This is a genomic window from Pseudomonas sp. H1_G08, assembly GCF_054681355.1.
Genome location: NZ_CP162822.1, coordinates 5487345 through 5513872 on the forward strand (window position 1 = coordinate 5487345; position 26528 = coordinate 5513872).

The following is a 26528-nucleotide window of genomic DNA, read 5'->3' on the forward strand; positions in this document are numbered from 1 at the left end:
CCCGTCACATCAACGCTGCACCTGCGCGGAACGCTCGCCAAGTCGGGGCACGAGAAACCGGTCGAGCAACCAGACCACCACCAGCGACGCCCCCACCAGCGGAAACACCACCGCCAGCACCAGCATGATCGCCACGCCGGTTTTCCACTTCGGCAGGTCATGGCGCAGCGGCGGCACACCGAATTTGCCTTCAGGCCGACGCTTCCACCAGATCACCACGCCGCTGACGGCGCTGAGCAGAATCATCAGGCAGATCAGCAGCACGACAATCTGGTTGAAGGTGCCGAACATCTTGCCTTCGTGCAGCATCACGCCAATTTCCGTGGCGCGCGCGACGGTGCCGTAGTGCTCGAAGCGCACATCGGCGAGGACCTTGCCGGTGTACTGATCGACGTGCAGGGTGGCGTCGTTGCGTGGGTCATCGGCGAACACGGCAATGGTGAACACGCCGGTGGCGGTGGTCGGCAGGGTGATGCTGTAGCCCGGTTCAACCTTGCGTTCACTGGCGATGTTCTGCACGTCCTGCAGGCTGATGGCGGGTGCTGCGGGGCCGGCATGGGCATTGCCGTGATTCATGTGTTCGGCGTGGTCGCCGGACATCGGCATCGGCGTATTTTCCATCGCCCATGGCACGGTCTGGCGGGTGGCGCTGTTGAGGCTGCGTGCCTCGATGTCGGAGGTCGGTACGTTGTCCCACATCGCTGCCGGAAACACATTCCACACTTGCGCGTATTGCTTGCCCCAGAAACCGGTCCAGGTCATGCCACTGAGCAACATCACCAGCAACAATGTCGCGCCCCAGAAACCGGTGACCGCATGCAGGTCGCGCCACAACACCCGACCGCGACGGCTCAGGCGCGGCCACAGAATGCCCGCCGCCTGACCGCGCGGCCACCACAGAAACAGCCCCGACACCACCAGCACCACGCCCCAGCCAGCGGCCATTTCGATCAGGCGATCGCCGACTGTGCCGATCATCAATTCGCCGTGGATCGCACGGGCGATGGCTTGCAGGTTCTGCTTGGCATCCTGCTCGCCGAGGATGTCACCGTGGTACGGATCGACGAACACGTTGAGTTCATGACCGGCGTTCTTCACCACGAATTGCGCGCTGCGCTCGGCATTCACCGGCGGCAGATACTGAGTGACCTGACCTTGCGGGTAAGCGCTTGTCACCCGTTGCAGCAAGTCATCGGCCGGCACCGTGTGGTGCCCGGCCGGTACTTCGAGCAGGCTGCTGTACATCAGCGAATCGAGCTGCGGTTTGAACAGATAAATGATCCCGGTCAGGGCCAGCATCACCATGAACGGCGCGACGAACAGCCCGGCATAGAAATGCCAGCGCCAGGCCAGGTTGTAGAAATTGGATTGAGGCTTTTGCATCACGTGTGCTCCGCTTGGCTTGGTTCTTTTCGTTGTCTGTTTACCTGTGGGAGCGAGCCTGCTCGCGAAGCGGTTGTTCAGTCGATATCAATGCCGACCGTGGCGCCGTCTTCGCGAGCAGGCTCGCTCCTACATGGGTGGGTGTCAGAAACTCATATCCACTTTGGTCCAGAGCGTGCGCCCCGGTTCATTGAGCGCTTGCGGGTCGTTGGCCGGATAGCCGAACCCGGCATTGCCGGCCAGGTTCAGGTGTTCGGCGTAGGCTTTGCCGAACAGGTTGTCGACGCCGCTGCTGACCTTCCAGTGCTGGTTGATGCGGTACGCGCCGTTGAGCGAGAACACGCCGAAGCCGGAGCTCTGGGCGTAATCCTTGCCGACCACGTTGCCCTTGTTCGCGTCGATGCGGTGCTGCGCGGCGACCACTCGCCACAATGCGCCGGCGCTCCACTTGGCCTCGCTGTAGGTCAGGCCGAAGCGCGCATCCAGCGGCGGCATCTGCGGTAATGCCGAGCCGTCGCTGCTGTTCTTGCCCCAGGCATAGGCCAGGGTCGCATCGGCTTTCCAGTTGTCGGTCAGGTTGTAGGCAGCTCCGAGTTCGCCACCCATGATCCGCGCGTCGATGTTCTCGGCGCGCGAGGTGCTCATGCCCATCATTCCCGGCGTGTAGTCGAACAGGATGTAATCGCGTACCACACCGATGTAACCCGAGGCCCAGGCTTCGAGGTCGGCGCTCTTGTAGTTCACGCCGAAGTCGAACTGCGTGGTCTTTTCCGGTTTGATCGAGTCGAGCGCATTGACCGATCCTGCCGGGCCGGACTTGGGCGAAAACAACTCCCAGTAATCCGGGAAGCGTTGCGCGTGGCCGAGGCCTGCATAAAGCGTGGTCGGGCTGTCGGTCAGATCGTGTTCATAGCGCACGAAGCCACTGGGCAGCGTGTCGGCGCGGGTGTCGTCGGCGGTCGGGTTGGGGCGGGACATCATCCCCGACCCTGTGGTTTGCCGATAATCCTTCGCCGAGGCGCGATCGACCCGAGCGCCAGTGATCAAGCGATCACGCTCGGCGGCGTACCAGGTCATTTCGCTGAACACACCGTAATTGTGGAAATCGGCGTCCTTGCTGTAAGGCAGGTCCTTGTAGGTATCGATGCCCATTGAGCTGCGCTGACGGTGCTCGTTGGTCTGTGCGTCGAGGCCGGTGATCAGCTGAACATCAGCCCAGCGCCAGGTTGCTTTGATCCGTGCACCGAGGGTACGACGGTCGACGTTGGACGCCATCGGTCCCGCCATCATGCCGGTGCCGGACGGGGTGCGCAGGGTGTAGTTGTCCATCACATGGTCGGCGTAGTTGTAGTAGACCTGTGCCTCGAGTTTTTCCAGCACCTCGCTGATGTTGGATTTTTCCAAGCGCAGACCGAGGCTCTCGCGCAGGAATTGCGAACCGTCCATGCCGCGCCCGGCATACCGTGCCTGGCCATCGCCCTTGCCGGCGGTGAGTTCGATCAGGGTGTCGGCATCCGGCGTCCAGCCCAGCGCGATATCGCCGTTCCACTTGTCGTAACGCGAGGCGACGATGTCGTTGTTGCCGTCGCGATAGTCATCGGAATGCGCAGTGTTGCCGATCACCCTCACGTAACCCAGAGGACCGCCGGCAGCGGCGTCTACAACCTTGTCGAAACGTCCATGCGAGCCAGCCAGGAGGCTGGCGTTGACGCGCGTGCCGAGTTCGCCGAAGTTCTCCGGATCACGGTCGAACAGCACCGTACCGGCCGATGCGCCGGGACCCCAAAGCACGGTTTGCGGGCCTTTGATCACGGTGAGTTTGTCGTAGGTTTCCGGCGAAATGTACGAGGTCGGCGCGTCCATCCGGCCAGGGCAGGCGCCGAGCATCATGCTGCCGTTGGTGAGGATGTTCAGCCGCGAACCAAACATGCCGCGCAGCACCGGATCGCCGTTGGTGCCGCCATTGCGCACCAGAGCGAAGCCGGGAATGGTCTTCAGGTAATCGCCGCCGTCACTGGCCGGCACCGGTTGGCGCGGATCCTTGGGGTTGGTGACGATCGTCAGTGGCGAGCTCGGGGCGATGGCAGTGATCACCGTCGGGCTCAGTTCATGTTCATGGCCGGCGTGAGCGTCGGCCAGCGCCAGCGGTGTCAGCAGTACGCCGCAAAGGACGGCAATAGCGTGCCTGCAACGAATCGGCGATTCATTCAGGGCAAAGTGCGCGCGGGCAGATTCCGCGCAGGGGACAGCAGTAAACCTGGACATGACAATTTCCATCGAACAGTCGTGAACACCACGGTCGGCAGCCTGGAGCTGTCTTCTCAACCGTGTGCAATCAGAGGTGCGTGTTTACGCGGCGATGGGCGGGGCGCGGGTGCGGGCCCCGGGGAAGAAGGGTTGGCGGGCATGGCCCAGACGCGGGGAGGGTGTGGTGAAGGTGTTGGGTGGCGGGATGTTGAAAGCGACGAAATCGCCGCCGCCGGTCAGCGCCGGGCAATTGAACAGCAGGCTGCAATAGCCGCACTTTTCCCACAGCACGTGATGCGAAGATTGCGGCGGGCAATGCTCGGCAGCAGGCTGGGCGTCATGGCCGCTGTGATCCATGCCGGGCATGTCCATCGACATGTCCATGCTCATTGGCATCGACGTCGAGGCGTGCTGATCCATCGGCATCGACTGAGAAATCAGTGGACCGATGAAGATCATCAACATGGCGAACAGGGCGATCCAGCTGCCACGCGTCAGCGCTTGAGTCTGACGGTGATGCGGGACGGGCCTGGCGCGCAACGGACGCATGGGCGAAGTCAGCCGAAACAGTTACTGAGCGTGCACGTGGCCCTGGGCCGATTCCGGCGGTTTCTTCTGCACGGCTACTTCAACGCTGACGTCACCTGCCTTTTCGAAATGCAGGGTCATCGGGAAACGCTTGCCGTCGCTGAGCAGGCTGCGATCGCTCGGGTTGAGCAGCATCACGTGGTAAGCCATCGGCGCGAAGGTCACGGTGCCGCCGGCGGGGATTTCCACGCTTGGCACTTGCTGCATCTTCATCAGATCGCCCTGCATCACGTGCTCGTGCAACTGCGCTTGTGCAGCGATGGGCGAGTCGACGCTGAGCAGGCGATCGGCGCTTTTGCCGGTGTTGTGGATGATGAAGTAGGCGGCGACGGTCGGCGCATTCGGCGGCAGTTCCTGCGACCACGGATGGGCGATTTCCAGCGCACCCACCTTGTATTCGTGGGCATGGGCAAAGCACGCCGGCAAAAGCAGCGCAGCGAGGACGAAGAGTTTCTTCAACATGGCAGTTCTCCAGAACGATTTGAAACGCGGATTCAGGGCGCGAACCAATCAGACCAGAGGGGAGGCACGGGGATTGAGACTCGGCCATTGCTGGCGCGGCGTCGGGGTTTGCAGGGAGGCGGGCGCAACGCTGCGGTTGCTTTCAAATTGCGCGAAATACAGCTGCGGCGAATGCCCCGGCAGCGCCAGCAATGGCGCCCCGCCTGAGCAACACCAGCAGTGCTGCATGTTCGAATGGTTGTCGTTTTGCGGGGCCTTCTGATCCGTGGCACCGATGTCGATCGCCACCATCTTCATGCCGCTGCCGGTGCAGAAACTGCTCCACAGTATCTGCTCGGCCGGTGAACTGGCCGCCTGCGCCATCGCCCCGCTCAGCGGCATGGCGAGCATGTTGAACAGCACTGCAAAGCAGGCGATCCAGGCAAATGCTAACCGGCGTCGGTTCATGGGACAGGTCCGTTGGGTGGGCGATCAGGCGCGGCCCATTTAGCCTGATCAGGGCCGATAAGTAAAAAAGCGTCGTGCGGTTTGGTGTCGCATTGAGCTGTTAAAGGAGTGTAGCTACTTGAATTTGCAGTGCCAGACCTGACGCCTTCGCGGGCAAGCCCGCTCCCACAAATTTTGTGAGTGTGCACAGATATCAGCAACATCCACGGTTCCTGTGGGAGCGAGCCTGCTCGCGAAAGCGATTTGTCAGGCACTGATGGGCTGCCGGTGCGGACGTCTTCGCGAGCAGGCTCGCTCCCACAAAGGGCCGTGCCGATTCAGTGGGAAAGGGCAGCGAGGACTTCAGCGAATGATCCAAACTCCCGATCAGCCCCCGGCAACTCCGGCCGCTTCAACACCAGCACCGGCACGCCACGCTCGCGCGCCACTTCAAGCTTCGGCTCAGTCGCGGTGCTGCCGCTGTTCTTGCTGATCAGCACATCGATCTGCCTGCGCTCGAACAGCGCGCGCTCGTCTTCCAGCAGAAACGGCCCACGGGCGCCGATCACTTCGCAGCGCGCGTTGCCGGGATAAACGTCGAGGGCGCGCAGGGTCCAGAACTGGTGGGCGGGGATTTCGTCGAGGTGTTGCAGCGGTTCACGGCCGAGGGTGAACAACGGGCGGTGGAACGGTTCCAGGGCGGCGATGAGTTCGGCCCAGTCACTGACCTCGCGCCAGTCATCGCCTGCTTGCGGTTGCCAGGCGGGGCGGCGCAAGGCCCAGCAGGGAATGCCGGCGAGCTGTGCCGCGCGGGCGGCGTTGGCGCTGATTTGTGCGGCGTACGGATGCGTGGCGTCGAGCAGCAGATCGACGCCTTCATCGGCGATGAACTGCGCCAGACCCTCAGCGCCGCCATAGCCGCCGACCCGAACCTGGCAGCGCAAATCGCTCGGCACCCGGCCAACGCCAGCGAGGCTGTAGATATGTTGTGGGCCGAGCGTGCGGGCAATCGCCAGCGCTTCAGTCACGCCGCCGAGCAACAAGATCCGCTTCATACAAAACCTCCGGCATGCCCGACAATCCCGCCCTGACGATCAATGGCAAACACCTCGACCTGGACCTGTGCCGGTACCACGCTGCGGGCGAAATTCAATGCGTGGCGACACACCTCATCCCCTAAAGCGATGCCCGCCGCACTGGCTATGGCCAAGGCTTGTTGGCTGGTATTGGCTTCGCGAATGCCTTGTTGCAATGCCGCATCCGCGCCAATCGCCGCCGCCCACTCGGCCAGTTGCGGCAAATCGATGCTCGAATGCCGTGAGTGCAGATCCATATGCCCGGCGGCGAGTTTACTGATCTTGCCGAAGCCGCCGCACAGGCTGAGTTTATCCACAGGTACTTTGCGCAAATGCTTGAGCACCGCACCGACGAAATCACCCATCTCGATCAGGGCGATTTCCGGCAGGTCATAAACCCGGCGCATGGTGTCTTCGCTGGCGTTGCCGGTGCACGCGGCGATGTGCAGATAACCGTTGGTTTTCGCTACGTCGATGCCCTGATGAATCGAGGCGATGTAAGCGGCGCAGGAAAATGGCCGGACGATGCCGCTGGTGCCGAGAATCGACAGGCCGCCAAGAATGCCCAGCCGTGGATTCATGGTTTTCAGCGCCAGTTCTGCGCCGCCCTCGACATTGACTGTGACTTCGAAGCCGCCGCCATAACCGGTTTCGGCGGCGAGCAAGGCCAGGTGATCGCTGATCATCTTGCGCGGCACCGGATTGATCGCCGGCTCGCCGACGGCCAATACCAGGCCGGGTCGGGTCACCGTGCCGACGCCGACACCGGCGTTGAAGTGGATTCCCGGTTCGGCGGACAGTCGCACCTGTGAATAGAGCAGGGCGCCGTGAGTGACGTCAGGGTCATCTCCGGCATCCTTGATCGTACCGGCCTCGGCGCCGCCCTCGCTCAGGCGGCAGAACTCCAGGCGCATCTGCACCTGTTTGCCCTTGGGCAGCGTGATCTGCACCGCGTCGGCGCTGACGCCGGTGAGCAACAGGCGCGCGGCGGCGAGGCTGGTGGCGGTGGCGCAGCTGCCGGTGGTGAGGCCGCTGCGCAGGGGCGCGGGCTGTTCGGCGGTTTCGTCACGCATCGAGGGGTTTGACCAGTTCCAGCAGGGTGATCGGCAAGGCCTGACGCCAGGTGTCGAACTCGCCGAGCGGTTGCGCCTGGGCGACATGAATGCGCGTCAGCTCACCGCCGTATTGTTCGCGCCAGTGCATCAGGGTGACCTCGCTTTGCAGGGTCACGGCGTTGGCCACCAATCGGCCGCCGGGCTTGAGCTGGTCCCAGCAGGTCTCGAATACACCCTCACGGGTGACGCCGCCGCCGATGAAAACAGCGTCTGGACGTTCAAGGCCATTGAGCGCTTGCGGCGCCTTGCCGCGAATCAGCTGCAAGCCGGGTACGCCCAGTGCATCGCAGTTGTGTTCGATCAATTGCTGACGGCCCTCGTCGGCCTCGACCGCCATGGCACGACAGCTCGGGTGCGCACGCATCCACTCGATGCCGATCGAGCCGCTGCCGGCGCCGACATCCCAGAGCAGTTCGCCGGGCTTCGGCGCCAGGCGGGCGAGGGTGATGGCGCGCACGTCGCGCTTGGTCAGCTGGCCGTCGTGACGGAACGCCGAATCGGGCAGACCGGCGAGGCGTGACAGGCCGGTAACACCGGGTTCGGCCAGACACTCGACAGCGATAACGTTGAGATCGGCAATCGGCGCATTTTCCCAGTCACTGGCGCGGCGCTCGATACGCCGTTCGGCGTCGCCGCCCAAATGCTCCAGAACAGTCATGCGACTTGGGCCGAAACCACGTTCGCAGAGCAATTGCGCAACGGCGGCCGGGCTGCTGCCGTCATTGCTCAGCAACAACAGACGCACGCCGCTGAACAGATGCGCATTGAGCGCCGCCAGCGGACGCGCCACCAGCGACACAATCGTCACCTCCTGCAACGGCCAGCCCAGGCGCGCCGCCGCCAGTGCGCAGGACGAAGGAGCGGGAATGATCGCCATCTCGGCGCTCGGCACCTGACGCGCCAGGCTGGCACCGACGCCGTAGAACATCGGATCACCGCTGGCCAGCACGCAGACCGGCGCGCCACGCGACTCGAGCACCGGCGCTAGGGAAAACGGACTCGGCCACAATTGCCGCTCGCCGCCGATGCACGGCGGCAGCAGATCCAGCTGACGCTGGCCGCCGACGATCCGCGAAGCGCCCATCAGAGCACGCCGGGCGTTCTTGCCCAGGCCTTTGAAGCCGTCTTCACCAATACCCACAACGGTCAGCCAATCGCCCATTTCATACTCCAGATCCTGCGTCCAGCGAAGCGGGCGACATGATAACGCGACAATCGATAACTGGCTGCTGTCCTTTTTTTGAGGATCGCCGACATTCAATGTTTACATTGTCTTTTGTGATTTTTCGAGTTCTTCGCAAGTATTGAATTGGCGTTCCGCTGGAAGTGCTTGTGGCTATCCGGAAGGTACTTTTTTAGTAAATTGAACAATCGAATGGATAATTGAAATGAGCGATGTTTTGAACAGTATCTCAGCACTGCCCGACCAAGGCAGTGCGACGGTGATGGGGAATAATCTGTTGTCCTACTTTTCCGGGTTGACTGCGGAAGACAAACGATTCGTCAAAGACAGTATGCGCTGGGCAGAATATAGAGCCGATTTGCGTCATAACAGAAACAGTGAGCCAGCTGCTTGGTTCGAATATTATTCCGGGGTGCTTTGGTCTGTCGGCTGGAGCCTGGAGCAAGCTCCGGTAATCCATGTTGACAAGAACTTTACCGGCAATGCGCTGGACGTCTGGGCGCGATCCTTGTCGCAACAACTAAGTCGGGAGAAAGTCGCGCTAATGAAGGAAGCGTTCCATATGCTTGAGACACATTCGGACGCCATAGACGTATTTAGAGGCAGCGCTCGGGAATGGAGCGATTTTCGTTTTTCTCCTGCTCAGTACAATTTCAATAGGGAGTTGGAGATTGTCGTCAGTAATGTTCGCTTGCTTGATGCGAAGTGGTCCTCTACCTATTTGTTCTGGACTATTCAGCATACGGGTTCGGAGCTTGATATCCGCTCCAGGCGCTTTTTGATCAGGTCTGCCGCGATAAATGAAAATCGCCTTCAGTTGGCTGCTGCAGTGCTTGATATGCGCACGCGTGAAATTGAGTTGGCTCGGGGCGCTTGATGTTAGTTGTTCAGCTTTGTTTGATGGTTTGTATGACGGTCTGAAATTAAATGCATGGATTTTCGATTTGATTAACTCCGGTGCTGTGGTTAGTTTGTTTTCCACACCAAGTCGGTGTTTTAACCAAGAAAGGAATCCATTTATGACTGAGCTGAATAAAGATGTAATCTCCGCTGTTGAACGGTTTAGTTTGATTGCACAAACCAATGAGTTTATCGCTGCGCAGCCAGTGCTGCGCTCGCGTTCGGCAAGTGTTGGCAGTAGCTTGCCGATTGATAAAGATGAACTGAATGCTGCAATCATGGGCTCGGGTATTGCAGGCTTTGATGCAAGCATGTCCAAGCGCAGCAAGCGAATCGTTAAAAACACCTACATGTATGCCGATCTGGTTGCCTTGCTCAAATATCCGGCGTCCAACCAAAAGGAACAGCGCTATAACGAGTTTATGCGATTGATGAAACTGGCTGGCTGGTTTGCTTTCAGCCAGCCTTATAATCGATATACCGCTACTTCGCAAAAATTGACCATGGATAATGTTGTCCTGTCTGTTCTGCATACCGCTGTTGGTGCAGCAGTAGGACAGGGCCAGGCAGCCCTTAAAGTATTGTCCTCTGTGGCAGATGCGACCATGGATGCACTGAAAAATGAACCACAGGCCCTGACGCTGTTCGAGAACAACTCGAAGAAAGCCGAAGGTGGCAACTTTTGCATGAGTGCGGCTTCGCAGGATGATGAGGGTGGTATCACCCTGGCAATCGCTGCTGTGCAATATCTGGCTTCGGCTCAACCTACCAAAGTACTGTTTGTAGAATGGGCTACATCTGCTGTGGAGATTTATAACGCCGGCGCCACTATGTATATGGATGAGGAAGACTATGCAATGGTTGAACCGTTGATTGTCAAGGCTCTGACGGAGCAGCGTGAGAAAGCGCTCAGCTACGAATTTGGCCAATCGGTCTGAAAGTGATTAATGCCAGAGGCGCAAGCCTCTGGTTTTTTTGTGGGAGATGCAAATGTTCGCGATTTCGAAGGTTTTCGTATGCGCAGGGGCATTAGTGCTGGTGAGTAAAGAGCTGTCGGCATCTGACATTGACGACAGTCTCGATGCGCTGCTTTATTCACAAACGGTCGCCTCGCATAAAGTTCCCGGTGCTGTTGAATGCGATGCATGGAATGACGCCAATAAAACGGCTTTGAAAGTCACCGGTGCTTTGTTTTTCGACGATCCGGTTATCAGCGCGCCGGTCACTACGCCCGATACTTTTACTCTGCTGGAGTTGGCACAAGAACTCTTGCAAGGTTGGGCGCCGGCAGTTTTTAACCAACAGGTAATTGCCAATCTGACCTCGCAACTGGAGAGCAACGGTGCGGCCCTTGAGTTGCTTCAGCGAAATATTCTGCAAGAGGGCAAGTCGATTCGCTTCATGCTTGGCAGCGTATCTGCGGAATCAACGATTACGATGGTCGTCATTTCGTTTGCCGTCAAAGAGCCTGTTCCGGGCAATGTGCTTGAGCGACGCTTCAATGCTGAGCAGATAGTGGGCAACCTTGCTGTTGATTGCTACAAGGCTCTTATAGATGCCGATGATTACTGTTTCTCGAGAGCCAGGATTATTGCGTTATTGGGTGAGCGGCGCGAAAAGCAGATTATCGCCCTGACCTGAGCGCGCGGCAGAGGCAACAACTGAAGCCTGCCTGCCCCACCGGTCGAGACAGAGGGCAGACTTTTCATACCGGTGGGCAAAGCAGGCATAATACTGCGCCTTCGCCCGCGAAGCGCTTCTGCCACACAACCGGTCAGCCCCTTGAACGAACGCCCGATGTCCACTGCCTTACGCCCCTCGGCCTGCCCGGGGTTGCTGCGTATCGTCCAGGCACTGGACGGCGGTATCTGTCGGATCAAGCTTGATGGCGGTTCGATCAGTGCCGATCAGGCCGATGCGGTGGCCGCTGCCGCCGAAGCGTTTGCGAGCGGAGCGATCGAAGCGACCAATCGCGGCAACCTGCAGATTCGCGGCATCGGTGCGCAATCGGCAGCGCTGATCGAGTGTTTGCTGGCCGCCGGCCTTGGGCCGAAGCACGCCGCCGGCGACGATGTGCGCAATCTGATGCTCAGCCCGGCTGCCGGCATCGATCGGCAGATGCTGTTCGACACGCGCCCGCTCGCAGGGCAAATCCTCGACACCTTGCAAAGTCATCCGCGCTTCCATGAGTTGAGCGCCAAGTTCGCCGTGCAGCTCGATGGCGGCGAAGCCCTGGTGATGCTCGAACATCCGCATGATCTGTGGCTGTCGGCATTCGAGCGTGACGGCGAAATCCTCTGGGCATTCGGTCTGGCCGGTTGCCCGACCGATCGCCCTCTCGGCGCTGTGAGCCTGGACAATGCTCACGCACTGGTGGTCGCCGCGCTGGAGTTGTTCCTCGACCTGGCCCGGCCAGAGCAAACACGGATGCGCCATCTGCTCGACGAGTTGCCCAGGCTCGCGTTCCTTGAGTCGTTGCGCGAGCGCGTATCGCTCAAGGCGATCAGCAATTGGCAGCGCCCGACGTCGGCAGACGCGCTGCACATCGGCGCTCATCAGCAAATCACGCAAGGTCGCTGCTACGTCGGCGCGGTGCCGCCACTGGGCCGACTTGATCCGGCGATGCTGCGTGGCGCGGCACAACTGGCCCGTCAATTTGGCGATGGCAGTCTGCGCTTCACGCCGTGGCAGAGCCTGCTGCTGCCGAACGTGAAAGCCACTGATACCGACAACGTACTTGAGCAGTTACGGGCGTTGGGCCTGTTGACGACCGAGGCCGAACCACTGGCTCGACTGATCGCCTGCACCGGCGCCGATGGCTGCGGCAAAGGCCTGGCCGACACCAAACAGGATGCCCGGCAACTTGCACCTCTGCTGCCCGCAGGCCTCAGCGTGCACCTGTCGGGTTGCTCGCGCTCCTGCGCCGCCGCCCACTGCGCGCCAGCCACGCTGCTGGCCGTTGCCCCCGGTCATTACGACCTCTATTTTCGCGATGCAGCACAGCCCGGATTCGGCACGCTGCACGCCTGCAATCTTACTATTGAAGCGGCCGCGACCCTGCTCGACGCCCGCTCCCGGAGCCCCCTTGATGCTTGATTACATCCGCGACGGTCAGGAGATCTATCGCAACTCCTTCGCGATCATTCGCCGCGAGGCCAATCTGGCGCGCATTCCCGCCGATCTGGAAAAACTTGCGGTGCGAGTGATCCACGCCTGCGGCATGGTCGAGGCCATCGACGGTCTGCAATTCTCCGAGGGCGCGGGCAAGGCCGGGCGCGATGCACTGGCGGCCGGTGCGCCGATTCTCTGCGACGCGCGGATGGTCTCCGAAGGCGTGACCCGCACGCGCCTGCCGGCCAATAACCAAGTGATCTGCACTTTGCGCGACGACAGCGTGCCGGAGCTCGCCCGCGAGTTGGGCAACACCCGCTCGGCCGCCGCGCTGGAGCTGTGGCGCCCGCACCTCGAAGGCAGTGTGGTGGTGATCGGCAACGCACCGACCGCGCTGTTCTACTTGCTGGAAATGCTCGACGCCGGCGCGCCAAAACCGGCACTGATCCTCGGCTTCCCGGTCGGCTTCGTCGGCGCTGCCGAATCGAAAGCGGCGCTGGCCGCCGACAGTCGCGGCGTGCCGTTCGTGATCATGCAAGGCCGGCTGGGCGGCAGCGCCATGGCCGCCGCCGCCGTCAATGCCCTCGCCACGGAGATCGAATGATGCAGGCCAAAGGACGTCTGATCGGCCTCGGTGTCGGCCCCGGTGATCCGGAACTGATCACTGTCAAAGCCTTGCGCCTGCTGCGCGAATCGCCGGTGGTCGCGTATTTCGTGGCCAAGGGCAAGAAGGGCAATGCGTTCGGCATCATCGAGGCGCATCTGGTCGAGGCGCAGAACCTGCTGCCGCTGGTCTATCCGGTGACCACCGAGGCGTTGCCGGCGCCGCTGTCGTATGAGCAGGTCATCAGCGATTTCTACGACGAAGCCGCTGTGGCGGTCGCCGAGCATCTGGACGCCGGCCGCGACGTGGCGGTGATCTGCGAAGGCGACCCGTTCTTCTACGGCTCCTACATGTATTTGCATGATCGTCTCGCCAGCCGTTACGAGGCCGAAGTCGTGCCCGGGGTGTGCTCGATGCTCGGCGGCGCTTCGGTGCTCGGCGCGCCGCTGGTGTATCGCAATCAGAGCCTGTCGGTGCTTTCCGGCGTGCTGCCCCACGAAGAACTGAAACGGCGTCTGGCCGATGCCGATGCGGCGGTGATCATGAAACTGGGGCGCAACTTTCCCAAGGTCCGTCAGGTGCTGGAAGAACTCGGCCTCGCCGAGCGTGCGTTGTATGTCGAGCGCGCGACCATGGCCAACCAGAAGATCGTGCCGATGGATCAGGTCGAGCCGATGTCCTCGCCGTACTTCTCGCTGATCATCGTCCCGGGCGAACGGTGGCAAGGTTGATGAGCCAAGCGACTCCCGCCATCGTCATTCTCGGCCAGGGCAGCCTCGCGACGGCGCGGCGCATTCAACAGGTCTATCCGGCGGCGCAGGTTCATGGCCTTGCCGGACGGGTTGAAGGCGCCGACAGCAGCTATCAGGAATTCGGCGCGACCCTGCGCGCGTTGTATCAACAGGACACGCCGATCATTGCCCTGTGCGCGGCCGGCATTGTCATTCGCACCTTGGCGCCGCTGTTGCTGGAGAAAGGCGCCGAACCGGCGGTGCTGGCGGTGGCCGAAGACGGCAGCGCGGTGGTGCCATTGCTGGGTGGACTCGGTGGGGTCAACGTCATGGCCCGGGACATCGCGGCGGCGTTGCAAGTGGCGCCGGCGATCACCACCAGCGGCGAATTGCGCTTTGGTACCTGCCTGCTCAATCCGCCAAGCGGCTACGCACTGGCGGATCTGGAATCGGGCAAACGATTCGTTTCCGACCTGCTCGCCGGGCACAGCGTGCGCATCGAAGGCGCGGCGCCATGGCTCGATCAGGCGCAGTTGCCGCAGGATCCGCAGGCGCAGCGGTCGATTCATGTGAGCAGTGTGCAGCGGGTGGCCAGCGCCGATGAATTGCTGATTTACCCGCGCAGTGTGGCGGTGGCAGTGAGCGCTGACGTGGCAGATCTGCCGAACGCCATTCGCGCTGCGTTGCAACAGGCCAGCGTCGCCGTGCCGGCACTGGCGTGTCTTGTGGCAGCAGACGCTGAAATGGCCTCATCGAGTTTGCGCGAGGCTGCGCTCGAGTTGGGCGTGCCACTGCGCTTCGTGGCAGCACAAAGCGATCTTCAGACGTTGGCCCGCGTGGCAGTGCCTGCGGCGAAGGTGATCAGCGCAGAACATCTGGCGATCGCGATTGCCGAGCAACCCCTGGACGTCGCGCAGATCGGCCGCCCGCGTGGTCGCCTCGCGGTCATTGGTCTTGGCCCCGGCGCCGCCGAACTGATGGTGCCAGCGGTGAAAACCGAACTGGCCCGCGCCACCGATGTGCTGGGCTACGAAACCTACGTGCGCATGGCCGGCCCGTTCCGCGACGATCAGGTGCAGCACTGCACCGACAATCGTGAAGAAATGCAGCGTGCCCGCCATGCCTTCAGGCTCGCCGCCGAAGGCCGCTCGGTGATCGTGGTTTCCTCGGGCGACCCGGGCGTATTCGCCATGGCCGCTGCGGTGCTCGAAGCCCTGCACGAATCGGACGATCCGGCGTGGCACAGCGTTGATCTGGAAATCCTCCCCGGCGTCTCCGCCTCGCTGGCCACTGCGGCTCAGGCCGGTGCGCCGCTGGGCCACGACTTCTGCGTGATGTCCCTGTCGGATAACCTCAAGCCCTGGGCGATCATCGAGAAACGTCTGGATCTGGCCGCCCAAGCGGATCTGGCCCTGGCGTTCTACAATCCGATTTCCCGGGCGCGCCCGTGGCAACTGGGCCGGGCGCTGGAGATTGTTGCGCAGCACCGCTCGCCTGAAACACCGGTGGTGCTCGGTCGGGACATCGGCCGGCCGGGGCAGACGCTGCGCACCACGACCCTGGGCGCATTGACACCGGAACAGGTGGACATGCGCACCATGGTGCTGATCGGTTCTTCGACCACCTGCACCTTCGCCCGTGCCGGAGGCGGTGAGTGGGTTTACACGCCGCGTTGGTATGGTGAAAAACCGCTGTCCTGAAAAACCCTCCGCTCATTCAATATTCAGCTTTGGGAAAGTTTGAGCGGTTGTAAGTCCGATCGAAGTTTCAATTGTTTTCCACCAGCAATAAACAATGGTCATGCCCCACAGGGCAGGGCCATTTTTTTTGTCCGACGGTCGCGCCGGTCCGCTAATTATTTCGCAGCCGTTACAGCATAGTGCTTCGGTGTTATCAGATATTGCCGGGGACAAGCTTTGTATTCCTTGTTGTTTGTGTGGCGCGTATTCGCCCACTAGGGTGCTGTGTTCATAGCACTTGTCGAGTGTCGTTCAATCAATTTACCGCTCTGCAGCGGCGCAAGAGTGCGCGCGTCAATGGGCCATTAAATAAACAAGGAGTGTGTGATGGCTTTAAAAAACGATTACTCGTTCGGGCGAGCATTCATTTCTGCGCAAGAGTATTCCGTACTTTCAAAAGCATTGCGGGAGCTTTCTGCCACCCCCCAATATCAAGCGCTGAACGACTATTACCAGCAAGCCGGTCAAACGACCGACCCGGTGTCGTTCTTGACCCTGGCGAGCCTGTTTCAAGAGCAACTTGCAGCGTTGTTGAAACGCAATAAAACCCCTGTTCCGGTGGCTGTCGATGACATTGCGCGAGGGCTGCAACGTTATCTGTCACGGCTTTTGACGACCGTGGAAATGTTGTCGGGGCCGACCCGGCCGGTGCCGAAAGTCATCCATTTCGTCTGGGTTGGCGGCAGCGAAGTCGGTGTCAATCAGCGCGATTACATGAATATCTGGCGCCAGGTGATGGCGGCGCAGGGTTACCGCTTCAATCTCTGGTACGACAGCGATGCGTTACTGGCTTTCGAGATGAACCGGATCATTCTCGACAGCGCCAGGGCTGATGCGATGGCATCCGGTGGTGCAGCCCTCAAGCATGCCGGGCAACTGGCGACGATGATTGAAGAGCGTGCACGGGTGTTGAAACAGCAGATGTTCGACTACCTCAGCCAGCCGAGGTGGAAGGGGCGGACCGATGAAGCACGCATCGATCTGATGGTGCGTGCTTATGGCAAGGACCGCGCGAGGCTGCAGGATTTTCGTCAGCGCTGCCTCGACAGCCATCTGGCGATGGTGGGGCCGGATCTGCAATTGCGCGATGTCACTCACGTCTTTGCCGATGACTTGTTGGCGGACGTCTACCGCCGCGAAGTGTCGATGCGCGGCAACTTCGCCGCAGCGAGCGATGTGGTGCGCTTGCAGGCGGAATTTCGTGAAGGCGGGCGTTATACCGACATGGATTATCTGCCGCCACTGCTCGATAAGTTGGGCGGTGTCGATATCAGCGATTACAGCCAGACGCAGAAAATCGCGGTTCTGCAACTTCTGTTGAACAACAATCCGCAGTTGATGCCGGGGCGCGATCCGCAGCATTACCCCGACAGGACCGACAGTCTTCCAGAGCAACATAAACAACTTCTCGAGGATTTTGCTCGCAGTAAACCGGACGTCCTTGAACTGTTCATACCGCCAAAAGCCGTCGAAGCTGCGGAGAACGGCTTTCGCATGGGGCTGCAAATCAATGAAGAAATGAATGCTCATTTCATCGCGCAGCCGGGCAGCGGCATGACGATGTCGATCATGCAAGTCATTCGGCTCAATTACGACGTGCTCGCTGAAGTTGAAAAGCGCATGGCCAACTCGGCATCCGGTTGGGCCGACGGTGAAAACCTGACCACGGTCGCGGCGACAGTCATTGAAGAGATCTTGGTCAGGTCGAACTTCACCAGCTGGAATGAAGCTTATGCCTACCAATTGCTTAAAGCGGTTGTCACCTATTATCGGGACGGTATCCGCAATGACGCGGCGGGTACGGTAACGCTCACCGGCCCGGGCGCGGCACTCGCTGGATTACATGAATATATCGAAGCCAATTGCGATCCGTTTTTCACTCGTCAGGTGCTGGCGCAACAGCGTCTGCGCGAGGGCTACAACGTCAATACCGAAGAGGAAACCATTTCCGGCTGGATCGTCAGGGGCACGGAAAAAGACTGGCTGGAGAAGGAACACGCCCGGTGGGCCGAGGGAAAGCTCAAGTCTCGTTATGCCGGACGCTTGTCCAACCTGCTCAGCGATCGAAGCCTGACCTTCGAGCGCGGCTGGCCCGTTGTCGAGGGCAAACCGGTGCTGTTGACCTCAGTGCTGCAACGCTTGATGGATGATCTGGGCGAGCCGTTCATTCGAGCGATGCGAGACAAGTTGAGCGGGGAGGTCAATTTCGCTCAAGCCGTGGTCATCGACTTCGACGCCCGTCAGCAAGTGCTGGCGCAAGGACCTGTGGTTGTGCCGACCTCCCATGGTGCGGAATCGGTCAGCCATCTCAACGAACTGTTCAGCCGGATCGCCCACGGTACGCTGCCGCTGGAACAACTGAGCCCCGCGATGCGAGTCGTGCTCGGGGGGATTTTCGGCGCAACGAGCGTGGACGATGTCGGGTTCGCCGATACCTGGCAACAGGTGCGCGACCTGGCCATCGCCACCGACCGTGACGGCACTTTCGCGCGCTACGATGCGATTGAAAAAGCCGTGCGCCAGCGCCGCTCGGCGGCGTTCGAGAACGGACTGGAACGCGACCTGCCGACGGCCACATCGACGACCCGCGAGCTCAAGGTTCAAGCCATGTCCGAGCCGCTGACGCTGCGCCAGTGGGGCGAACGTATCGGCCAGATCAAGCACAGCGCGCAGCGGGAGTTTCGCACGCAGATCCTGCAGCGCAGCGGACAAGTGCGTGACATCTTTTTCAAGGCCGGCGCGGTGTCGGTCAAGCAGTTGCCGCAGGATCTGTTGCAGCGCAACGCGGGCGACCCGGGGCGCCGCTGTTATCCGCTGGCGCTGCTGATGGGCGCCGCAGTGGCAGCCGGCGAGCCGGCGGAACGGGCGTTGGTCGGGCATGTCGCCAGCGCCAGCGTGAGTCCCGACGAACTTGGCTCGCGGGCGTTGCGCAGTGCGCTGGACGAACTGCGCGCCTTGCCCACCGGCGAGGTCGGCAGCGCTCGCGGCGTGCAACGCCTGGACAGCATCATCGCCGCGCTGGACGCCAGTGCGGCGCCTGCGGTGCTGCTGCTCGACACTGGCGACCACGCCCTGCTGCTGGCCAAAGTGCGAACCGGTGAGCACGCGGCCTATCGCTTCTACGATCCCAACTTCGCCCTCTACGGATTTGCCGATGGCGCGCAGTTGCAACGTGGCGTAGAGCGTTATCTGAGCGCAGACGATAACGCGCTGGCGAAGCTTTATGGTCTGGGTGAGATGGCCACGGCGCAGTTCACCGTCACTGAGCTGGACACTGCGGCGATCGCCGAACGCAAGCTGTCATCGGCTCTGCGTGTGGACAGTTTTCTGCACAACGTTGCGCTGGCCGATCCGCAGGGAGCCTCGATCTGGCACAAACAAGCGCTGGCCCGTACCCGATCTCTTGGGGAAAACGCTCGACTGGGCACCAGCCTGGCGCAACTGGATGCGCGCTACTGGGCCAGCGAGCTTGAGCAGGCGACCGAGCGTTTGCGCCGTGAGCACAACCTGGCGCGTGATTACGTGCCGTTGCTCGATACCCACAGCAAAAACGCCGACGGCGGCCACAGCATTACGCTGATGGATCTGCGCAATGCGCAAAATGCCCGGACGGTCAGCACCCGGGATTCGCGCTTTCAGAGAATCAGGCAATACGTCGAACGACTCGTGCAGGGCGGTGCGGCCAGGCCCGGTCAGACGGCTGATCACGACGGTGGCAGCCGACTCAGTTTCGCCTTTGCGATCCAGACGCTGATCAGTGAAATGCGCCAGCGCGAGTACCGCGCTGGCGATACAGCGCCGACACTGACCGTCGCCCTGCAACTTCAGGTGTACGTCAGTTATGCACAGCTGGGCTTTGGTGTGGCCAGCGATGCAGTGCAGGTCATCCAGTTGGTGCGCCATTTAGCGGTGGCCGAGCGGGCGTTGCAGCAGGCCTCGTTCTCCGCACGTCTGGCCGGGCAGGCCGCCACGGGCGTCGGGGTGGCATTTTCCGTGGCCAATATCGGCTTCGACATCTACAACCTGACGCAGGCAGAGAATCATGAGCAGCGAGCGCGATTCTCCACGTCCCTGGCGTTCAATACGGCGGCCCTGGGTCTGGATATTGTCGCCCTGGCGGCGGGCGGAACGGTGGGCGCGTTCGCCGCAGCGCTGTCCGTGCCGCTACTGGGCGTCGGTATCGGGGTGACCGCGATTGCCAGCAATCTCGGGCAGATCATGGACAAGGCTGCGGCCATCGGCGAGCACCTCTCGCAGATTCACGACGCTTATCAGCAGTCTTACGAAAGCGTTGGTGCGGTCTTGCAGTTCCCCGCACTGGCAGTGATTACTGAGGTGGATCTGCACAGCAGAAGGGTGGCGTTCGAAGGGCAGAAGTTTTACCCCTGGAAGGGCAGTGCACTGGAATTGCCGCAATACGACGATGATCCTGCCACGCGGCATGCTGCGATCAACATCCCCATAGCCTTTCAACGTCCTGCTGTCGGCAGCGTCTGGGGTACTTTGCCCACGATGGTGGTGCTGCCTTGTTCGCCAATCTGTTACTACGGCTATGAATATCAACTCGGCAGCGCCGGGACCGTGCCCTTTTCAACAACCCGCTACCCGCGGTTGCACGACCGCCTGGCACATCAGCTGGAATATGACGCGCTCGGTAACCGGGTGTTTTACCTGTTCAGTACGCCATTAGCGCCGCACATACTCTACAAGCTGCATCCGGTATTCATGGCCACGACGATCAAGCTGCAGTTGAGCGCAGAGGTCAGTCAGCTGTTGGTTCCGGACCTGCCGCCAGAGTGGCGCGAGAAGATTGCCTACCGGATCACCGCACCGCAGGGGCAATTCCGGATTCGGTTGGTGCCAGGCCTGCTGGCGGTGAATTTCGAACAAGCACAGGGCTGGGAACGGGTGACCTGGACGGTGCAAGCGTCCTGGGCCCGGGTCGAACAGGTCAGCTTTCGTGCAAAACCACGGGACAGCATCGACAGCGCACCTGACATGCTGGTCGATGGCCTCGTGTTGAATCGTTTTGACGGCGTCATCGAGCTGGCCGAGGGGCTGTTCCGGATCGACTGGACGGGCCGCAGCCTGCATCTGATCGCCGTTGTCCTCGACTACGAAAACAACGCTGCGACTCAACTGCGTAGCGCAACCATGACCGCCAGCGGCATCCCGGCGCCGGTGCAGCGTTATTTGCGCGCTCAGGTCGCAAGCGGGCAACTGACCGCAGCCTATTTGCCGTTGCGTAACTTCAGAGTGCCGTTCGATTCGCCGAACCGGCCAGTGGTGACTACCGGCTATTACGACACTGCGCGGGATCGGGTGCTGTTCGCGCGTAACCTGCCGCTGGAGGTGAACGAGGGTGTGGTTCTGGCAGGCGTCAACGCCGGCCATGCGTGGTTCTACCATCCCGATCATCCATCGGTATGGCGGGTCGATGTGCTGACCGGCACTGTCCAGCATCGCTACCGTCTGAAAAATCCACGTACAGGTTCGACCATCATCGGCTGCCGACAACAAGCCGATGGAGCGCTGCGGATTGCGCAGAAGCTGACGGCAGAAGCGTTGCATGGCACCACCACGGTCGAGTACCGGATTAGCGGGCAGCATGTAGAACTGACCGCTTGCCAGATCGCTTTTGCCGCCGAGGACTATCGGTTCGAGCCGCGTGAAGCGCTTCGACAAACCGATGCCCCGGACATGAGCGTCTCGTCAGACATGGCCGCCAGCAGCAGTGATTGGTCTTGTGCTCCGTTCATTGTTGTCGAGGGCTATGCCGGGTCGCAGTTGCGCGACAGGGCTTGGCTGAACAAGACGACGGGCAAGTGCATTCAGGCCAGGCAAGACCTGTCCTGGCCCGAAGACTTGTTGATGCTGATGCCGTCCAGCCCTGAAAACAACGCGGTGCTGTTCTATAGCCAGCAGGAGCGGACGATCAGCCGCGGCATCGAACCCCGTGTCGGTCATTGGCAGAATGTGGTGATCGAACACGATGTGGTCGAAATCAACCTGGCGGACCAGCGCTACCTTGCGACCAAGGATGACGGCCGTCTGTTCGAGGTCGATATCGTCGACGCGCCGGCAGCGGCAGCGATCGACGACGTGATTGTGTTTCAGTACGGGGTACCTTCCCTTGCGCACAGAAGCGATGAGGCATGGCTCGATCAGGCCGATAAACCCTCGATTCTCCGGTTCGCCGGCGTTGGGCAGCGCTGGCTGCAGCGAAATCCCGATTGGTTGAGCGCATTGCCCTCGCTGGCCACGGTCGCAGCGTTGCTGCCGTTCCCGGTCTTCGGTTTACGAGATGGGGCAGGTCAGGCGTTCCTGACTGTGTGGTGTGTCGATGGCAAAGTCGCTGTGGCCGATATCGGTCAGGGCAAGGAGCTGGCGCTGCTCGGTCTGACCCCGGATCAAAGCGCTGTCTGGTTGCTTGAGGTCAGCGCCGGACAACTTTACCGCCAGCCGCTGATGGCGATCGAAGCACTGCGGGGAGTGTTTGCCGCTGACCATCGTTTGCTGAAACCGGAGGTGCTCGACAGGCCTGAAAAGGTCTGGACGTCATGGACTTTTGCTGAGGTGCGGCGCCAGGGTGAAGGGCTGATTGCGCAGACCCTCGACGGGGTGCATCTGCAATTGCTGGATAACCAGCCGGCAATGATCGTAGGCGTGGAAAATCGCTGGTCTCATGTGCCGGGGCAGAGCGATGAACAGTTACGTGCACGCCTGCGAGCATTGTTGCACGGGCATGCCCACGCGCCTGTCATACAAGTGGCAAGTGCAACCGGACGCTATCTGTATTACCTGCCGCAACTTGATCGGCTGTTTGATCTGTCCGGGCGCAGTGACGGACAGTGGTCGGCATTCCTCGGTACGCGCGGGTCGAAGCAGCCGATGCTGTTCGACCCGGTCGACCAACTGATTTTCAGCGCCGGCCCGAACGACGGCGTCTGGCTGCCCGACAGTTATGCCCATCGCGACGCCGAGGTCATGGTGCTTGAGGTAGGTGATGAAATCACAGAGATCGAAACATTGTTGCCCGATGGCGTCACCAGGCTGCTGCTGACTTACGGTGCGCAGACCTCGGGTTATCGGCTGGCGCAAGCGTCCTTCCAGCGGTTGGACTGCATCGTGGTCGATGGACGACAGGCTTCGGATGCTGAAACGGCAGAACCTTGCCTGCTGGATCTGGATCTGGACGAGTGCGGGCATTGGTGGATGTCACGGGTCGATGACGGTGTGGTACTGACCGATCCGGACTCCGGGCACAGTCTGATCTTGCGTAATTTCGACGGACAACGCCCACTGCTACTGATGCTGCCCATTGCCGGGCGGCCACACACGTTCACGCTGGCTCAAGGGCTGGAAGCGTTTGCCACTGTGCGCGGCGCAGAGGCCACGGTCAGCCTGACAGCGGTGATCGCAGCGCTGCGCTGAGGTCGCTCCGCACAGCAAAACGCCGCGAACGGTGACCGTACGCGGCGTTTCGTTGTGGCGGTTGCGCCGCAACAACACTCAAGGCACCAGATAGCCTTTCACACCGGTAAAGATGATTTGCGCGGCCAGTGCGCAAACAAACAATCCCATCAAGCGGCTGACAATCTGCAAGCCCTGATCGCCGAGAATCCGCTCGATGCGATTGGACAGATACAGCACCACTCCGACAGTAAAACTGGCCAGGGCGATGCTCATGATTGCAGTGAGCTTGTCGTCCCAGTGCGGCTGGCTGACGCCCATTACCAGCAAGGCGCCGATGGTGCCGGGGCCGACCGTCAGCGGAATGGTCAGCGGCACGATGGTCACGTCCTGCTGCACATTGTCGGCCTGCACCGCCGGTTTGCCCTGAGCCATGCCCAGCGCGGAAATGAACAACACGCTGCCGGCACCGATGCGGAAGGCGTCCACGGTGATGCCGAAGACATCGAAAATCACCCGCCCGAATAAATAGAGCAGCACACTGGAAATCAGCGTCGCGAGGGCGACCTTCCACGCCAGACGCCGCTGTTCCTTGCGCGAATAGCCACGGGTCAGGCTGATAAAGCAGGACAACACGAAGAACGGGCTGTAGAGCACCAGCATCTTCAGATAAACGCTGAACAACACATGGAGCATGATGCAAGCTCACTGGCGATGGAGTCGGGGGGAGTCTATCAGGCACCGCAGATTCTGTCGGTTTACGACGGCTGGGTCGTGGCCCGGTTCTGCTGATCGCGCTGGGCAACCCAGTGTTCGATCAACTCGCGCAACTGGGAGAGCTCGACCGGTTTGGACATGTGCCCGTCCATGCCGGCCTGCCGGGCGCGCTCCTTGTGTTCGGCGAGGATGTGCGCGGTGAGGGCTACAACCGGTGTGCGGATGCGCTGATTGCTGACTTCCCAGGCGCGCAGTTGCTGAGTGGCGGAGAAGCCATCAAGGATCGGCATTTCGCAGTCCATCAGCACCAGGTCGTAACGCTGGGCCTTCATCGCTTGCAGCGCTTCTTCACCATTGCTCGCGGTGTCCGGTTGCAGGTTGAGCTTGCCGAGCATGCCACGGATCACTTTGGTCGAAATGGTGTTGTCTTCGGCGACGAGGATGCGGAAGTCGCTCGGCACTTTGGCCGCTGTGGCCGCCGTAACGACCTGCGGCTGGAACGCGACCTGGCCCTTGTTGCGTTGATTGAGCTCGTCAGCCAGCGTGGTCTTGAGCGTATAGCCGGCCACCGGTTTGGCGAGTATTCGTTTGATCCCCGAATTGCGCGCAATGATCTTGCTCGGCGCGTTGCTGATGCCGGTGAGCATGATCAGCAGAATGTCGTGGTTCAGGCTCGGGTCTTCCTTGATCTTCGCTGCCAGTTGCATGCCGGTCATGCCGGGCATGTTCTGGTCGAGCAGAACCACGTCGAAGTAATCGCGCAGATGCGCCTTGGTGCGCAGCAGCGCCAGCGCTTCCTTGCCCGACGGCACGGCGCTGACATTCAGGCCCCAGGCGCTGCACTGCTGCACCAGCACTTTGCGGCAAGTGTCGTTGTCGTCGACCACCAATACCCGCGCGCCTTGCAGCGGGCTGTCGAGGTCGGAGGTCGGATGTTCGAGGCGATCCGGGTCCAGCGGCAGGGTCAGCCACAAAGTGCTGCCCTGGGTGGCGCCGCTCTTGATGCCGAACTCGCCTTGCATCAGGCGGATCAGTTGGCGCGCAATCACCAGGCCGAGATTGCCGCCCAGGCGATTGGCCGAGAGGAAGTGCTTGCTGTGCAATTCGGCGTGCAACAGTGCTTCGCGCTCTTCCGGCTCCATCGGCACGCCGCTGTCCTGCACGGCAATGCGCAGGCGCGGCTTGCTGCTGCGCTCATCCAGTGCAACGACGATCAGCACTTCGCCTTCTTCGGTTTTCTTCAGGGCATTTTCCAGCAGGCTCAGCAAGGTCTGGCGCAGGCGCGTCGGATCGCCGCTGATTACCCGTGGCACTTGCGGCTGGATGAAGCTGATCAGCTCGACGTTCTGTTGCTCGGCCTTGGCCCGGTAGATGCTCAGGCAATCGTCGATCAGCGCGTTGAGGTCGAACTGCACGTCATCAAGTTCGATCTGCCCGGATTCGAGCTTGGAGATGTCGAGGATCTCGTTGATCAGCGTCAGCAGTTCGTTGCCGGCGCTGTGGATGGTTTGCACGTAATCGCGTTGCTTGACCGACAGCGGCGTGCCCAGCAGCAGCTCGGTCATGCCCAGTACGCCGTTCATCGGTGTGCGGATTTCGTGGCTGATCTTGGCGAGGAATTCGGCTTTGGCGTTGATTTCGGCGTTGCTTGCCGCCAGGTCGCGGCTGATGCTGAAACGACTTTCAGTGATGCTGCGCTGTCGCTCGCCCAAGGCGACGCTCATCAGCAGACCGCTGATGCAGATGAACACCATCAGCGTCATGATCAGGCCTTGCGGCGTGACCAGGGTCAGCCCCAGTAGCGCCGGCAGGATAACCAGGGTGCCGATGTTGAACACGATCATGGCGGCGACGAACAGACACGCCGGGCGATAGCCCTTCTGCCAGTGATAGAAACCCACCAGCAACATGCTCAGACCGGCCAATGCGACCAATGCGTAGGTGATGATGTTCAGCGGCAAGGTGTTGACGAACAGCAGCAACAGGCTGCACGTGACGATCAACAGAATGTCGCCCCACAGCAGTTTGTTCAGCGGATGCTGGCCCAGTGGTGCAAAGAAGCGCAGGGCGTACATCAATCCGGCTGGAGCCGTCAGCAGCAATGCCAGATAAGCGCCCGGCGTCTGAATGGCTTGCCAGTTCGGCAACCACGGACCGGCGAGATTGAGCAACAGGAACAGACTCAGTCCGAGCAGGCCTTCACAGATCGCCAGCCACAGACTGCTGCGCGAGCGCGAGTAGGCGTAGCGCACCAGGTTGTGCAGCAGGAGCATGGCGAGGCAGCCGAACAGCAGGCCGAAAATCAGCGTCTGCTTCTGATCGGCTGCGCCCTCGATTGCCGCTTGCAGGGTGATGTGCGGGCGTAGCTGATGGCCGGAGACCATGCGTACGTAGACGTCCAGCGGCTTGTCGGCCTGGGGCAGGGGCAGCATGAAATCGCTGCTTGGCAAAGGATGTTCGGCCTGCGGCCGTTCGTTGCCGGTATTGCGTTGCTCGATCAGCCGGTCGCCGTCGAGCACGTAGAGATTGAGTTGTGACAGGTCGGGGGCAAAGATGCGCAGCACTTGTTCGTGCTTGCCCGGCGCCAGTTTGAAGCGCAGCCACAGGGCGCCCTCGGGTTCGGCCGCGGTCAGACGGTCAAGCTCGATGGGGCTGAATTGATTGGTGTAGCGAGCGGAGCGGATGTCGCTCAGTTGCAGGATGCCCTGATCGTCAAGCAATACCGACCAGCCACTGCCTTGCGCGGCCTGGGCCGGGAGCATGCAGAGCAAGGTCATCAGCGTGACGGTGAAGCTTATGGCAATCCTGAGCCAGCGCACGGCGAAATCCCTTC

The 26528-nt window shown here is 61.0% G+C and carries 18 protein-coding genes; 8 read left to right on the top strand and 10 right to left on the bottom strand.

Annotated features, from left to right (window positions below; all coding sequences use genetic code 11):
* Positions 1-9: 9 nt before the first annotated feature.
* The 8 genes from AB4N85_RS24800 to cbiE all read right to left on the bottom strand — a co-directional run bounded on the left by AB4N85_RS24800 (position 10) and on the right by cbiE (position 8459).
* The gene (locus tag AB4N85_RS24800; RefSeq protein ID WP_310219155.1) at positions 10-1383 is read right to left on the bottom strand and encodes a PepSY-associated TM helix domain-containing protein; all 1374 of its coding nucleotides are present in this window, start codon (positions 1381-1383) and stop codon (positions 10-12) included.
* 144 nt (positions 1384-1527) lie between these two features.
* Positions 1528-3648 carry a TonB-dependent copper receptor gene (locus AB4N85_RS24805; RefSeq protein WP_460066266.1) on the bottom strand — a complete coding sequence of 707 codons (2121 nt, stop codon included), beginning with the start codon at positions 3646-3648 and terminating at the stop codon, positions 1528-1530.
* Between the two features lie 84 nt (positions 3649-3732).
* Complete coding sequence (locus AB4N85_RS24810; protein WP_150741639.1) at positions 3733-4179, bottom strand: DUF2946 domain-containing protein; 447 nt, start codon at positions 4177-4179, stop codon at positions 3733-3735.
* Between the two features lie 21 nt (positions 4180-4200).
* Positions 4201-4680 (bottom strand): copper chaperone PCu(A)C, encoded by a 480-nt coding sequence (locus AB4N85_RS24815; RefSeq protein WP_041480685.1) that lies wholly within the window; start codon positions 4678-4680, stop codon positions 4201-4203.
* A gap of 48 nt (positions 4681-4728) precedes the next feature.
* A complete protein-coding gene (locus AB4N85_RS24820; protein ID WP_041480684.1) occupies positions 4729-5127 on the bottom strand; it encodes a DUF2946 domain-containing protein in 399 nt (132 codons plus the stop codon).
* A gap of 317 nt (positions 5128-5444) precedes the next feature.
* On the bottom strand, positions 5445-6161 hold the full coding sequence (locus AB4N85_RS24825) for a cobalt-precorrin-6A reductase (protein WP_236169630.1): 717 nt from the start codon (positions 6159-6161) through the stop codon (positions 5445-5447).
* The gene (locus AB4N85_RS24830; protein ID WP_236169631.1) at positions 6158-7255 is read right to left on the bottom strand and encodes a cobalt-precorrin-5B (C(1))-methyltransferase; all 1098 of its coding nucleotides are present in this window, start codon (positions 7253-7255) and stop codon (positions 6158-6160) included. The genes AB4N85_RS24825 and AB4N85_RS24830 overlap by 4 nt, the downstream gene beginning before the upstream one ends.
* Positions 7248-8459, bottom strand: coding sequence for a precorrin-6y C5,15-methyltransferase (decarboxylating) subunit CbiE (gene cbiE, locus AB4N85_RS24835; protein ID WP_236169632.1), 1212 nt, complete (start codon positions 8457-8459; stop codon positions 7248-7250). Before cbiE ends, AB4N85_RS24830 begins: the two co-directional genes overlap by 8 nt.
* 226 nt (positions 8460-8685) lie before the next feature.
* Between cbiE and AB4N85_RS24840 the strand changes: the two genes are divergently transcribed.
* From AB4N85_RS24840 to AB4N85_RS24875, 8 genes are all read left to right on the top strand, one after another.
* Positions 8686-9357, top strand: coding sequence for a hypothetical protein (locus AB4N85_RS24840; protein ID WP_150638214.1), 672 nt, complete (start codon positions 8686-8688; stop codon positions 9355-9357).
* A complete protein-coding gene (locus tag AB4N85_RS24845) occupies positions 9281-10318 on the top strand; it encodes a hypothetical protein (RefSeq protein ID WP_460066271.1) in 1038 nt (345 codons plus the stop codon). The genes AB4N85_RS24840 and AB4N85_RS24845 overlap by 77 nt, the downstream gene beginning before the upstream one ends.
* A gap of 52 nt (positions 10319-10370) precedes the next feature.
* Positions 10371-11021, top strand: coding sequence for a hypothetical protein (locus AB4N85_RS24850; protein ID WP_236169634.1), 651 nt, complete (start codon positions 10371-10373; stop codon positions 11019-11021).
* 156 nt (positions 11022-11177) lie between these two features.
* Positions 11178-12476: a precorrin-3B synthase gene (gene cobG / locus AB4N85_RS24855; RefSeq protein ID WP_276574744.1), complete on the top strand. Its 1299-nt coding sequence runs from the start codon at positions 11178-11180 to the stop codon at positions 12474-12476.
* Entirely contained in the window at positions 12469-13095 is a 627-nt protein-coding gene (locus AB4N85_RS24860) for a precorrin-8X methylmutase (protein ID WP_056787678.1), read from the top strand. The genes cobG and AB4N85_RS24860 overlap by 8 nt, the downstream gene beginning before the upstream one ends.
* The gene (locus AB4N85_RS24865) at positions 13092-13826 is read left to right on the top strand and encodes a precorrin-2 C(20)-methyltransferase (protein ID WP_370695113.1); all 735 of its coding nucleotides are present in this window, start codon (positions 13092-13094) and stop codon (positions 13824-13826) included. The genes AB4N85_RS24860 and AB4N85_RS24865 overlap by 4 nt, the downstream gene beginning before the upstream one ends.
* Complete coding sequence (cobJ, locus tag AB4N85_RS24870) at positions 13826-15526, top strand: precorrin-3B C(17)-methyltransferase (protein WP_236169635.1); 1701 nt, start codon at positions 13826-13828, stop codon at positions 15524-15526. The genes AB4N85_RS24865 and cobJ overlap by 1 nt, the downstream gene beginning before the upstream one ends.
* Before the next feature lie 366 nt (positions 15527-15892).
* Positions 15893-22999 carry a TcdA/TcdB pore-forming domain-containing protein gene (locus tag AB4N85_RS24875; protein WP_460066276.1) on the top strand — a complete coding sequence of 2369 codons (7107 nt, stop codon included), beginning with the start codon at positions 15893-15895 and terminating at the stop codon, positions 22997-22999.
* A 78-nt stretch (positions 23000-23077) separates the two neighbouring features.
* Here the strand turns inward: AB4N85_RS24875 and AB4N85_RS24880 are convergent, their stop codons facing one another.
* Positions 23078-23674, bottom strand: a complete 597-nt coding sequence (locus AB4N85_RS24880) for a MarC family protein (protein ID WP_016771870.1) — start codon at positions 23672-23674, stop codon at positions 23078-23080.
* A 62-nt stretch (positions 23675-23736) separates the two neighbouring features.
* Positions 23737-26514, bottom strand: a complete 2778-nt coding sequence (locus AB4N85_RS24885; protein ID WP_236169638.1) for a hybrid sensor histidine kinase/response regulator — start codon at positions 26512-26514, stop codon at positions 23737-23739.
* Positions 26515-26528 lie beyond the last annotated feature (14 nt).